Source organism: Massilia sp. TSP1-1-2 (assembly GCF_049896185.1).
Classification (GTDB): Bacteria; Pseudomonadota; Gammaproteobacteria; order Burkholderiales; family Burkholderiaceae_D; genus Telluria_A.
In genome coordinates this window covers 1-12,685 of sequence record NZ_JAFCTU010000020.1, presented here as the reverse complement: position 1 = coordinate 12,685, position 12,685 = coordinate 1, and the positions used below count along the sequence as shown (strand labels likewise).

The following is a 12,685-nucleotide window of genomic DNA, read 5'->3' as shown; positions in this document are numbered from 1 at the left end:
GGATGCCCAATTTAATCGAACTACTCGAACTGTACGGTGTGTTCATTGTCTTCGCGATCGTCCTGGTCGAGCAGGGCGGGTTGCCGATCCCGGCGTTTCCCGTCCTGGTCGTGTCCGGTGCGCTGGCGGCCGACGGCGGCATCAGCTGGCCGGCGTGCATCGTCGTGGCCATGGCGGCCTGCCTGCTGGCCGACCTGTTCTGGTTCAGGGCAGGGCGCTACTACGGCGTGGGTGTGCTGCGCCTGCTGTGCAAGATATCGCTGTCGCCTGATTCCTGTGTCAGCCAGACCGAAGACAAGTTCGCGCGTTTCGGCGCCAAGTCGCTCATCGTCTCCAAGTTCATTCCCGGCTTTAATATCGTCGCCTCCCCCATGTCCGGAGCGCTCGGCGTTTCCACGCCGCGCTTTATCGCCTTCAGCATGGCCGGCAGCCTGCTGTGGAGCGGTAGCGGCGTTGCCCTGGGCGCCTATTTCTACAAAAGCGTAGATCAGCTCTTGGACACCATGAGCGCGATGGGATCGACCGCGCTCTTCGTCGTATTGACGCTGCTGGGCCTGTTCGTGCTGTATAAATTCGTGGAGCGGCGCAGGTTTCAGCGCGACCAGTCCATTGCACGCATCAGCATTGCCGAGCTGGCCAGCCTGATCGACGACGGCCACCAGCCATTGATCGTCGACGCGCGCAGCAATATCGCGCAGCAGCTTGAAGCGCCCATTCCCGGCGCCGTCATGTTCGACGCCTGCGACGCGGCCGGGTTCATGGTCGGGCTCGACAAGGACCGCCATATCATTGTTTATTGCAGCTGCCCCAATGACTTCACGGCGGCCCAAGTGGCCAGGCAATTCTTGTCGAATGGATTTCACCGCACGCGCCCGCTCAAGGGTGGGCTTGACGCATGGAATGCGCACCGGTCCTAGCGTTGGTGCGCGACGTAGCAAGACTACTAAAATAAATACGGAAAAATTGAAATCTGGTTTCTACTTGTTCGTTTTTGTACCTAAACTACAAAGAATGCTTGCGCCGGATGACACTAATCCTTTAAGCTTTGATGGTTACCAGAAAAATAGCCATCATGACTGTACAGCCTGCCAATGTGACGACGCCCGATTCCTCCGCCTTTTATGCGGATGGCCCACGGCTGCTCGCCGATATCGGCGGCACCAATGCACGTTTTGCCTTGGAAAGGGCGCCTGGCGATACCGGCCACATCGAGGTGCTGTCGTGCGCCGCCTATCCAACGCTGGCCCACGCGCTGCAAGCTTACCTGGCGGTGCCGGCCGTAGCCGCTGCCTTGACCACACCCTTGCGCCACGCGGCGCTGGCGATCGCCAATCCGATCACGGGCGACCTGGTGCGCATGACCAACCATCACTGGGAGTTTTCAATCGAGGCCCTGCGCCTCGAATGCGGTTTCCAGACGCTGGTCGTAGCCAATGATTTCACCGCGCTCGCGCGCGCCTTGCCGCACTTGTCCGCAGACCAAAAGATGCAGATCGGCGGCGGCGCGCCGGTGCCCAATACGCCGCTTGGCCTGGTTGGTGCTGGCACGGGCTTGGGTGTTTCCGGTCTGATTCCCTGCAAGTCGAGCTGGACTGCGCTGCTGAGCGAAGGCGGGCATGTGACGTTTTCGCCCGCCAATCCAACCGAGATCGCCGTGCTGGAATTTGCCTGGCGCGAATTCGACCATGTGTCGGCCGAGCGCTTCCTGTCGGGCGATGGCATCGAACTCATGCACCGGGCGCTGACGAGCCACAAGGGTTTGTCGACGCCGAGCCTGGATGCGCCGGAAATTTCGCGCCGGGCGCTGGCCGGGGAATGCACGCTGTGCGAGCAAGTCATCGATATGTTTTGCGGCATGCTCGGCACCGTCGCCGGCAACCTGGCCATTACGCTGGGCGCACAGGGCGGTATCTATATCGGTGGCGGCATCGTGCCGCGCCTGGGCGACATGTTCGCGCGCTCCTCGTTTCGCTACCGCTTTGAGCAAAAGGGCCGTTTCGTGCACTACCTGGCGCAGGTGCCTACCTTCGTCATCACAGCCCAATACCCGGCGTTTCTGGGCGTGTCGGCCATCCTCGCCGAAAAACTGGCAGACTAAGCTTACCGCCCCTGGCGCCGCGGTTTGTCCCTTGCGCGGTTTTATCAGGTACAATGGCCGAAGTTTGGAGTGAACGTGTTTGTCCGTTCGTTTCCGGCGCACCCGGATTTTCTACTGCCCCGCGTCGCAACGAATTAACGTTTCGCTTTAAAATCAACAGTTTAGGTTGGCTGGCATTGCCAGCTGCCATGTGGACGGGTTCGGATCCCGCCACCGGTAACATTCCCGCCCCGCGCACTTCGCCCGGGCGACGGATTCCAGTTTCAACGTTTTTTTCCGGCAGCAGGCTTCACGTGATGACGGTCGCTGCCATTCGTTGATTGGTTTTTACTTGTAAGTTCCGCACACGACATCGTTTATGAATACTGATGAGGCCAAGCGAGTCCTCGAAACCGCTTTGCTCTGCGCGCGTGAGCCGATGTCCATTCACGGCATGAAAAAACTGTTTGTCGACATCGACGACAACGGCCGACCGATGGGCATTGGCGTCGGTGGCGACACGATCAAGATCATGCTGGAACAATTGCGGCATGACTGGAAGGACCGCGGCATTGAAATCGTCAGCCTGGCCACCGGCTGGCGCTTCCAGAGTCGCCCGGAAATGAAGCAGTATCTTGACCGGCTGACCCCGGAAAAGCCGCAAAAATATTCGCGGGCCACGCTTGAAACGCTTGCCATCATCGCGTATCGGCAGCCGGTCACGCGCGGTGATATCGAGGAAATTCGCGGTGTGGCGGTCAATTCGCAGACCATCAAGATGCTTGAAGACCGCTGCTGGATCGACGTGATCGGTCACCGCGAAGTGATCGGACGCCCGGCCTTGCTGGGCACCACCAAGCAGTTTCTCGATGACCTGGGTTTGAATGCGCTGTCCCAGTTGCCACCTTTGCAGCAAATCAGCGGGATGCAAAGCGGCCTCGAAATGGAAGCACTGGAGGCGGCACTGCAAGAAAATTTTGACAAGGCAGCAGCCACAAGCGCTGCCAAAGACGATGGTGCGGGAATCGGTGAGACGGCGCAGGAAATTGCACCGTTCATTCCAGAGTCCGGCTCCGATACTTCAGAAGTTGAAGTGCTTATTCACGACCCTGCGCCAGAAATAACGGTTGACGCTGCGCCAGGTCAGCACAACCCAGAAACGAACGATGACAACTAAACCGACAGAGACAAACGCCGCCGACATGCCCGCTGTTGCCGCCATTGACGCCATTGATACTGCAGCGGCCAAGCCGAAGCGGCGCACCAAGGCCCAGATTGAAGCGGACGCCGCAGCCGGCATCGATGCACCGAAGCCCAAGCGCGCCGCCAAGAAAGTTGCTGCCGAAGGCGAAGCCGACGCGCCCGTCAAGGCCGCACCTAAGCCGCGCGCTAAAAAAGTCGTCGCTGCTGACGATGCCGGCGCCGTGCGGGTTGCCGCTGAAACTGCTGAAGCTGCCCCGGCAGAACGCAAGGCGCGAGCGCCAAAAGCTGCCGTTGCCGAGCAAGCCGCTTCCGCGCTCCAGGCCGACGCTGTCGAAGGCGGCGGCGAGCCGCGCCAGGAGCGTGGTCCTCGCGGCCCGCGCCAGATGCGCGAACTGCGCGGCGTGCGCGAAGCGCGCAAGCAGATGGAGCGCCCGGAAGGCGCCGAGCCGGTCGTGGCGCTTGAAGGCGCCGAGCCTGCGGTGCGTCCCGAGCGCGGTCCGCGTCCTGAGCGCACGGCCGAACAGCGCAACCGTCCTAAAAAGAACAAGAAGGGCAATCCCGGTCTGCAGCACCACAAGAAGGGCGAGCGCGGCGTGTACGATGCCGACGCCGCTTTCTCGTACGTCACCTCGGACGCGTTCGACGCCAACGACGGCGGCCGCGGCCAGCCGCAAAAGCCGGCCAAGCGCGACCTGACGTCCGACGACGACGCGCCCAAGCTGCACAAGGTGCTGGCCGAAGCCGGTCTTGGTTCGCGCCGCGACATGGAAGATCTGATCGTTGCCGGACGCGTGTCCGTCAATGGCGAGCCGGCCCACATCGGCCAGCGCATCTTGCCGTCGGACGCGGTGCGCATCAACGGCAAGCTGATTCACCGAAAAGTCACGAGCAAGCCGCCGCGCGTTCTGGTGTACCACAAGCCGGCCGGCGAGATCGTCAGCCATGACGATCCGGAAGGGCGTCCGTCGGTATTCGACCGCTTGCCGACCATGAAGGCTGGCAAGTGGCTGGCCGTCGGCCGCCTCGACTTCAACACCGAAGGCTTGTTGCTGTTTACGACCTCGGGCGACCTGGCCAACCGGTTGATGCACCCGCGCTACAACATCGACCGTGAATACGCGGTGCGGACGCTGGGCGAACTCGAAGAAGGCATGCGCCAGAAACTGCTGGCCGGCGTCGAGCTTGACGATGGTATGGCGAACTTTACCAAGATCGCCGATGGCGGCGGCGAAGGCATCAACAAGTGGTACCGCGTGGTGATCGGCGAAGGCCGTAACCGCGAAGTGCGCCGCATGTTCGAGGCGATCGGCCTGACCGTTTCGCGCCTGATTCGTACGCGGTATGGCGCGATGACGCTGCCAAGCGGTCTCAAGCGCGGCCGCTGGGAAGAGATGGAAGAAAACACCGTGCGCGATCTGCTCTCCGCGTTCGGCGTCGAGAAAAAAGGCGTGGGTCCGCAAGATACGCGCGGACCAAAAGGGCGCAGTGGCGAGGTGCGCGGCGAAGCGAAGCCGCGCGATGATGAAGATTCACGCAATAACGGCAACCGCATCGACCGGGTTGACGCCAACCGCAATGCCGATCCGTTCGGCCCGCCGAAGTCGCGCGGCCAGGGTGGCCGTCCCGGTGGACGTCCACAGGGCATGGGCGGGCAGCCGCGCAGTGGCGGTCCGTTCGAGGGCAATGGCCCGGCGCGCGGACAGCCGCGCAGTGGTGGTCCGTTCGAGGGCAATGGTCCGGCGCGCGGACAGCCGCGCAGTGGTGGTCCGTTCGAAGGCAGCGGTCCGGCGCGCGGGCAGGGCGGCCAAGGCCGTCCGCCAGGTGCGCGATCGCAGGGTGACGGACAGCCGCGCACCGGCCGTCCGGGTGGCGGCGGGGCCGGCAGCAAGAGTGCCGATGGCGCGCCACGCGGTCCACGCCAGCCGGACCCGCTGCAGACGACGTTCGGGTTTGGGAATGCGGGTGGCGGGAGTCGCCGGCCGCAGGGTCCGCAAGGGCCGCGCGGAGCTGATCATGGTTTGCCGCGCCGGGGGCGCCGGGGTTGATTATTTGAGCTGAGTATTGCGGGGCGAACACGGCTTGCGAGTCGCCGCACCGCCCCTTTTGCGAGGGCGATATGCGAAACGATACAGCGTCCCCGCGAAGGCGGGGGCACATTGAGCGGTTGCCAAGCTCAATCGTTCTATGGGTCCCCGCGTGCGCGAGGACGATGTTGGTGAGTGTTCCACAACGCGAATATCGCGTTTGTTGGGGTAGCCAAAGCGGCTCCCGACGGGCTGCATAACCCTACTGTGCGAGGGCGATGCGTCAAAAGTTACATTCTCCTCGCGTAGGTCAGGACCCTTGGAGTCGGTCTTCGCAGCAATACTTTGTACGCGATAAGTGTTGTTTGCCTGTCCATTACGTGCATGCCGATTGCGGCAAGCACTCTAACAGGTTATAATCTGCAGCCTAATAAAAGTTATGCGCAGCCAAGTCTGCAAGTGCTTTCATCTGGTAGAGATATAAGAAGATGGGCAGATGCCCATTTTTTTTTTGGTGAATCGTTTTTGGAGAATGTGTTTGCAGCAGTTTGACTTAATCGCCAAGACAGTCAGTGGCCTGGGCTACGAGCTCGTTGATGTAGAACGGGGCGAGCGCGGGATCCTGCGCGTATACATCGATTTCACGGCTGCCGACGCGCTCGAAAAAGGCCTCATCACGGTCGAAGACTGCGCAACCGTCAGTCACCAGTTGTCGCACGTGCTGACGGTAGAGAACGTCGCCTACGAGCGCCTGGAAATTTCGTCGCCGGGGCTGGATCGCCCGGTGCGCACGATGTCCGATTTTGAGCGCTTCGAGGGCCATGAGGTCACCATCAAGCTCAAGACCGCGATGCCCGGTGCTGCGAACCGCAAAACCTTCACGGGCATGTTGCAAGCCCCGCAAGGCGACAAACTCGCAATCGAATTTGAAAGTAAGGAAGGTCCGGCGCTGTTGGAGTTTACGCTCGCCGACCTGGACAAGGCACGCTTGGTGCCGCAAGTGGATTTTAAGGGACGCAAAGCATGAGCCGCGAAGTTTTATTATTGGTTGACGCGCTGGCGCGCGAAAAAAATGTCGATAAAGATGTCGTCTTCGGGGCGCTCGAATTCGCTCTGGCGCAAGCCACGAAGAAGCGCTATGAAGGCGAGGTCGACATTCGCGTCTCCATCGACCGCGAGTCGGGCGAGTTCGAGTCCTTCCGCCGCTGGCACGTTGTCCCTGATGAAGCGGGCCTGCAGTTGCCTGACCAGGAAATCCTCCATTTCGAAGCCAAGGAAAACATCCCTGACATCGAGGTGGACGAGTACATTGAAGAGCCGATCGAGTCTGTCGAGTTTGGCCGCCGCTTTGCGCAAGACACCAAGCAGGTTGTCCTGCAGCGCGTGCGTGACGCCGAGCGTGAACAAATCCTGGTCGACTTCCTCGAGCGCGGCGACTCTTTAGTTACCGGCACCATCAAGCGCATGGAACGCGGCGACGCGATTGTTGAATCGGGCAAGATCGAAGCGCGCCTTCCGCGCGACCAGATGATCCCGAAAGAAAACTTGCGCATCGGCGACCGGGTCCGCGCTTATATCTTGCGCATCGACCGCAACATGCGCGGCCCGCAAGTGATCCTGTCGCGCACCGCGCCGGAATTCATCATGAAGCTGTTCGAACTGGAAGTTCCAGAAATCGAGCAAGGCCTGCTGGAGATCAAGTCGGCGGCCCGTGATGCTGGCGTTCGCGCAAAAATCGCTGTCTATACAGCGGACAAGCGCATCGACCCGATCGGCACCTGCGTCGGCATGCGCGGTTCGCGCGTGCAAGCCGTCACCGGCGAACTGGGCGGCGAGCGCGTCGACATCGTATTGTGGTCGGACGACCCGGCGCAATTCGTAATTGGCGCCCTGGCCCCGGCCAACGTGTCGTCGATCATGGTCGATGAAGAAAAGCATGCGATGGACGTCGTCGTCGATGATGAAAACCTGGCGATCGCCATCGGCCGTTCGGGCCAGAACGTGCGCCTGGCTGCTGAATTGACGGGCTGGAAAATCAACATCATGACGGCCGAAGAATCGGAAAACAAATCGGCGCAGGAAACTGCAGCGGTGCGTGCCCTGTTCATGGAAAAGCTGGACGTCGACCAGGAAGTAGCTGACATCCTGGTAGAAGAAGGATTCGCAAGCCTGGAAGAAATCGCTTACGTGCCGATTTCGGAAATGCTCGACATCGAATCGTTCGACGAAGATACCGTCAACGAACTGCGCACCCGCGCCCGCGACGCCCTGGTGACCGAAGCAATCGCTTCGGAAGAAGGCCTCGAAGGCATGGACGAACAGTTGGTCAACCTGGAAGGCATGGACCGCACCACTGCGGGCAAGCTGGGCCTGGCCGGTATCAAGAACGTCGATGCATTTTCCGCGCTGGCCTATGACGAATTCGGCGCCATTTTGGCCCTGTCGTCCGAGCGTGCACGTGATCTGATCAAAAATGAATTTAATGATGTGACCGACGACGAGATGAAGCTGGTCGACTCAAAGTATGACGACCGCGCCAAGGCGCTGCAGGCGAAAGCCTGGAGCCTCGCAGAATTGGCCAAGGCTTAATTTGAGTATCTTTATCATCTGTCTCGACACAAAGAAAAGAGGACTGAATGGCGAGTAACAACGTAGCCCAATTTGCCACCGAACTGAAGATGCCTGCAGATTTGCTGCTGACGCAGCTGCGTTCTGCCGGCGTCGAGAAAAGCTCGACGTCAGATCCATTGTCGAAAGATGATAAGGATAAGTTGTTGAATCACTTGCGCCGCACCCACGGTGTGGCGGGCGAAGGCGAGAAAAAGAAAATCACGCTGACGCGCAAGGAAACAACCGAGATCAAGCAGGCTGACGCCTCCGGCAAATCGCGTACCATCCAGGTCGCGGTCAAGAAAGTGCGCACCTTCGTGCAGCGCGATGAGCCTGTTGCGCCGGCGGCTCCCGCAGCACCGGCAGCACCTGTCATCGACGCTGCTGAAGTGGCGCGCCGTGAAGACGAAGCGCGCAAGCAAGCCGAACTGATTGTGCGCCAGGAAGCGGACCTGCGTGAAAAGCAGGAACGCCTGGCCAAGCTCGACGCCGAAAAAGAAGCGCAAGCCAAGCAGGCCGAGTCCGAAGCCAAGAAAGAAGCGGCTGACGAAGCCAAGCGCGCCGCCGCCGCAGCTGCCTCGGCAGCGACGGCCGGCGCTGGTGCTGCTGCCGCTGCCGCCGACGACGAGACCAAGAAAGCTGCTGCCGAAGAAGCCAAGAAAAAGGCAGCCGTGGCCGCCAAGGAAGCTGCCGACCGCGTGGAAGCGAATGACCGCGCCCGCAAGGCTGTCGCTGACGAAGTGGCCCAGATCAAGGCCATGATGAATGCGCCGCGGCGCGCGATCAAGGCTCCCGAGCCGGTTGCGCCGCCCGTTGCTGCCATCAAGCCGAAGGCCCCTGAAGGCACGCTGCACAAGCCGGCCGACAAAAAGCCTGGCGAAAAAGCTGCCGACAAGAAGCCATTGGGCGCCGACAAGAAGTCGATCAAGTCCGCCAATGTATCGTCCACCTGGTCCGACGACGCCAAAAAGCGCGGCGCACCGGGCGGCATCAAGCCACGTGGCGCCACCGGTTCGCCGGGCGGGCGCGATGGCTGGCGCGGTGGCGCCAAGGGTGGTCGCCGTCAGTCGCACAGCGACGACCGCGAAACCAATTTCCAGGCGCCGACCGAAGCGGTGGTCAAGGACGTTCACGTTCCTGAAACCATCACGGTTGCCGAACTGGCGCACAAGATGTCCGTCAAGGCATCCGAAGTGATCAAGCAGCTCATGAAGCTGGGCCAGATGTGCACCATTAACCAGGTGCTGGACCAGGAAACGGCCATGATTCTGGTCGAAGAAATGGGCCACAAGGCGTTTGCAGCCGAGCAGGACGATCCGGAAGCACTGCTGGCCGACCAGGGTGAGCACGCTCACTTCGAGTCCAAGCCGCGCGCACCGGTCGTTACCGTCATGGGTCACGTTGACCACGGTAAAACGTCGCTGCTCGATTACATTCGCCGCGCCAAGGTGGCGTCCGGCGAAGCTGGTGGCATTACGCAGCACATCGGCGCTTACCACGTCGAAACGCCGCGCGGCATCATCACCTTCCTCGATACGCCAGGCCACGAAGCATTTACCGCGATGCGTGCCCGGGGTGCGAAAGCAACCGACATCGTCATCCTGGTCGTTGCTGCCGACGATGGCGTGATGCCGCAGACGAAGGAAGCCATTGCTCACGCAAAAGCTGCCGGCGTACCGCTGGTCGTTGCGATCAACAAGATCGACAAACCAGGCGCCAGCCTCGACCGCGTCAAGCAGGAACTGATCGCCGAGCAGGTGGTGCCTGAAGAATACGGTGGCGAATCGCCATTCGTGCCAGTGTCGGCCAAAACCGGCGAGGGCATCGATGCCTTGCTCGAGCAAGTGTTGCTGCAAGCCGAAGTGCTGGAACTGAAAGCACCAATCGATGCGCCGGCCCGTGGCCTGGTGGTCGAAGGACGTCTCGACAAGGGCAAGGGCCCGGTCGCAACGATCCTGGTGCAGTCCGGTACGCTGCGCCGCGGCGACGTGATTCTTGCTGGTTCCTCGTTTGGCCGCGTGCGCGCCATGCTCGACGAAAACGGCAAGGCCATCACCGAAGCGGGTCCATCGATTCCAGTCGAGATCCAGGGCTTGACCGAAGTGCCGGTTGCCGGTGAAGAAGTCATGGTCATGGCTGACGAGCGCAAGGCGCGTGAAATCGGTCTGTTCCGTCAAGGTAAGTTCCGCGACGTCAAGCTGGCCAAGCAGCAAGCAGCCAAGCTCGAGAACATGTTCGACAATATGGGCGAAGGCGAAGTCAAGAACCTGCCGGTCATCATCAAGACCGACGTCCAGGGTTCGCAGGAAGCGCTGGTCGGTTCGCTGCAAAAGCTCTCGACCTCCGAAGTGCGGGTACAGGTTGTGCACGCGGCGGTGGGTGGCATTACCGAGTCCGACGTCAACCTGGCCGTTGCATCGAAGGCAGTCATCATCGGCTTTAACACCCGTGCTGACGCCCAGGCACGCAAGCTGGCCGAGTCGAACGGCGTGGACATCCGCTACTACAACATCATCTACGATGCGATCGACGAGATTCGCGCAGCGTTGTCCGGCATGCTGGCGCCTGAAAAGCGCGAGACCATTACCGGTGCGGTCGAGATTCGCCAGGTTATTCTGGTGTCGAAGGTCGGCGCGATTGCCGGTTGCCTGGTCACCGATGGTGTGGTCAAGCGTTCGTCGTCGGTACGCCTGCTGCGCAACAACATCGTGGTGTGGACTGGCGAGATCGATTCGCTCAAGCGCTTCAAGGACGACGCCAAAGATGTACGCGCCGGTCTCGAGTGCGGCCTGTCGCTCAAGAACTACAACGATATCGAAGTGGGCGATGTGCTCGAGGTATTCGAAGTTCAAGAGATCGCCCGTACGCTGTAAGCGTCAAGTTGCAGTAATCGTAGGGCGGAAAAGCGCAGCGCGTTCCGCCATGCTAGCGTCAACATGGCGCGAACATGGCGGAATGCGCGAACGCTTTTCCGCCCTACGTTTTTTATAGAGTAGGATTGAATTATTATGGCCAAACACAGCAAAACCATGCCCGCCCGCGGTCTCCGCGTGGCCGACCAGATCCAGCGCGACCTGGCCGAAATCGTCGCCTACGGCTTGAAAGATCCGCGCATCGGGATGATCACAATCACCGAAGTGCAGATCACGCCGGACTACGCGCACGCGAAAGTGTTTTTCACCATGCTCAAGGACGACAAGGAAACGATCAAGAACACGGTCGACGGCCTGGGCGCCGCTTCCGGTTTCATCCGCAACCAGCTGGGCAAGCGCCTGCACATCCACACGCTGCCGGCGCTGCATTTCGTGCATGACACGTCGACCGCGCGCGGCATGGAAATGTCGATGCTGATCGACCAGGCGAATGCGACCCGCGCAGCCGATGCGGAGCCGGATGTCAAGCCAGAAGGCGAGGCCGAGTAATTTCAGGATTCGCAAGGCTGGCATCGTAGCAAAATATACCCACATCGTCCTCGCGGACGCGGGGACCCATAGAACGGTCGGTCAGCGCCGATGTTCCATGGGTCCCCGCGTGCGCGAGGACGATGTGTTTGGCGCGCGTCATTCACTGTCGGTAGGAATACATGAAACAACACCACCCCAAAAAGATCCGCGACCTGGTCGATGGCGTCCTGCTGCTCGACAAGCCGGTCGGCCTGTCTTCGAATGACGCCCTGATCAAGGCCAAGCGCTTCCTGAACGCGAAAAAAGCGGGCCATACCGGCACGCTTGACCCGTTCGCGACCGGCCTTTTACCGTTGTGCTTTGGCGAAGCAACTAAATTCTCCCAAGACTTGCTCGAAGCCGACAAGACTTACCTCACCACGGTTCACCTGGGCATTACCACTAACACCGGCGACACCGAGGGCGACACCATCGCCACCCACGAGGTCAGCGTCACGCGCGAGCAGATCGACGCCGTGCTGGCCCAGTTCCGCGGCCCCATCATGCAGGTGCCGCCAATGTATTCCGCCCTCAAGCGCGACGGCAAGGCCTACTACGAATACGCGCGCGAGGGCATTACGCTCGAGCGCGAGGCGCGCCCGGTGACCATCCTCGCGCTCGAATTCGTCGACTACCAAGCGCCATTCCTGAAGCTGTCGGTCACCTGCAGCAAGGGCACCTACATCCGGGTGCTGGGCGAAGATATCGGCAACGCGCTCGGCTGCGGCGCCCATCTGAACGCGCTGCGCCGCACCCAAGTCGGCGCGCTGACCATGGACGGCATGGTCACGCTTGAGGACATTGGCGCCCATCGCGCACCGCTTGAACTGCTCGCGCCCGTGGACGCCTTGCTGTCGTCGTTCCCCGCGCTCGCCTTGACGCCGGAACTTGCGAAGCGCTTTTTGCAGGGCCAGCGCCTGGCGCTGGGTAAGGAAGCGCTCACTTTGCCTGAGGGACTGGGCCGGATGCGGGTGTATCACGAAGGTCAATTGCTGGGAACGGGCATCATGCAGGAGTATTCCATCCTCGCCCCTGAACGCCTGATAGCTACTGCCCATGGCCCGGCCAAGCAACTTGAGTAGTTCGGGAGCAAACTGGTATCAGCGCTTGTGGGGGGAGGGAACGAAGCTTGCCCGGGTCATTACGGCAGACTTCGCCTGTTTCGCCAAGCATCATCGCTTTCCACTCCACGCATAAGCGCTAATTTTTAAGTATCACGTAGATAGCAACCAATGCATTGGAGAAAATATGGGCGGTTTCAAATACCAAGCGCAACACTGGGTTAATTAACAGTGTCAGTCGGATGTTGCAGCAAGGCTATGTGCTGA

Annotated in this window: 9 protein-coding genes; all 9 read left to right on the top strand. The window is 60.7% G+C overall.

What is annotated here, in order from left to right; genetic code table 11:
• Window positions 1-2: 2 nt before the first annotated feature.
• Entirely contained in the window at window positions 3-917 is a 915-nt protein-coding gene (locus ACP7BV_RS17225) for a VTT domain-containing protein (protein WP_426105560.1), read from the top strand.
• A gap of 155 nt (window positions 918-1,072) precedes the next feature.
• Window positions 1,073-2,098, top strand: a complete 1,026-nt coding sequence (locus ACP7BV_RS17220) for a glucokinase (RefSeq protein WP_426105558.1) — start codon at window positions 1,073-1,075, stop codon at window positions 2,096-2,098.
• 358 nt (window positions 2,099-2,456) lie between these two features.
• Window positions 2,457-3,254, top strand: coding sequence for an SMC-Scp complex subunit ScpB (scpB, locus tag ACP7BV_RS17215; protein ID WP_426105556.1), 798 nt, complete (start codon window positions 2,457-2,459; stop codon window positions 3,252-3,254).
• Window positions 3,244-5,325 carry a 23S rRNA pseudouridine(2605) synthase RluB gene (gene rluB / locus ACP7BV_RS17210; protein ID WP_426105555.1) on the top strand — a complete coding sequence of 694 codons (2,082 nt, stop codon included), beginning with the start codon at window positions 3,244-3,246 and terminating at the stop codon, window positions 5,323-5,325. The genes scpB and rluB overlap by 11 nt, the downstream gene beginning before the upstream one ends.
• 511 nt (window positions 5,326-5,836) lie before the next feature.
• Window positions 5,837-6,331 (top strand): ribosome maturation factor RimP, encoded by a 495-nt coding sequence (gene rimP, locus ACP7BV_RS17205; RefSeq protein ID WP_426105644.1) that lies wholly within the window; start codon window positions 5,837-5,839, stop codon window positions 6,329-6,331.
• A complete protein-coding gene (gene nusA / locus ACP7BV_RS17200; protein WP_426105554.1) occupies window positions 6,328-7,893 on the top strand; it encodes a transcription termination factor NusA in 1,566 nt (521 codons plus the stop codon). Before rimP ends, nusA begins: the two co-directional genes overlap by 4 nt.
• A gap of 47 nt (window positions 7,894-7,940) precedes the next feature.
• Complete coding sequence (gene infB / locus ACP7BV_RS17195; RefSeq protein WP_426105552.1) at window positions 7,941-10,787, top strand: translation initiation factor IF-2; 2,847 nt, start codon at window positions 7,941-7,943, stop codon at window positions 10,785-10,787.
• A gap of 135 nt (window positions 10,788-10,922) precedes the next feature.
• Window positions 10,923-11,336, top strand: coding sequence for a 30S ribosome-binding factor RbfA (rbfA, locus tag ACP7BV_RS17190; protein WP_426105551.1), 414 nt, complete (start codon window positions 10,923-10,925; stop codon window positions 11,334-11,336).
• Window positions 11,337-11,497: 161 nt separating this feature from the next.
• Entirely contained in the window at window positions 11,498-12,439 is a 942-nt protein-coding gene (gene truB, locus ACP7BV_RS17185; protein WP_426105549.1) for a tRNA pseudouridine(55) synthase TruB, read from the top strand.
• Window positions 12,440-12,685 lie beyond the last annotated feature (246 nt).

Excerpts from the sequence above, each read along its gene's own strand:
- ACP7BV_RS17225 (WP_426105560.1), top strand. The coding sequence starts at position 3 with ATGCCCAATTTAATCGAACTACTCGAACTGTACGGTGTGTTCATTGTC.
- ACP7BV_RS17220 (WP_426105558.1), top strand. The coding sequence starts at position 1,073 with ATGACTGTACAGCCTGCCAATGTGACGACGCCCGATTCCTCCGCCTTT.
- scpB (WP_426105556.1), top strand. The coding sequence starts at position 2,457 with ATGAATACTGATGAGGCCAAGCGAGTCCTCGAAACCGCTTTGCTCTGC.
- rluB (WP_426105555.1), top strand. The coding sequence starts at position 3,244 with ATGACAACTAAACCGACAGAGACAAACGCCGCCGACATGCCCGCTGTT.
- rimP (WP_426105644.1), top strand. The coding sequence starts at position 5,837 with ATGTGTTTGCAGCAGTTTGACTTAATCGCCAAGACAGTCAGTGGCCTG.
- nusA (WP_426105554.1), top strand. The coding sequence starts at position 6,328 with ATGAGCCGCGAAGTTTTATTATTGGTTGACGCGCTGGCGCGCGAAAAA.
- infB (WP_426105552.1), top strand. The coding sequence starts at position 7,941 with ATGGCGAGTAACAACGTAGCCCAATTTGCCACCGAACTGAAGATGCCT.
- rbfA (WP_426105551.1), top strand. The coding sequence starts at position 10,923 with ATGGCCAAACACAGCAAAACCATGCCCGCCCGCGGTCTCCGCGTGGCC.
- truB (WP_426105549.1), top strand. The coding sequence starts at position 11,498 with ATGAAACAACACCACCCCAAAAAGATCCGCGACCTGGTCGATGGCGTC.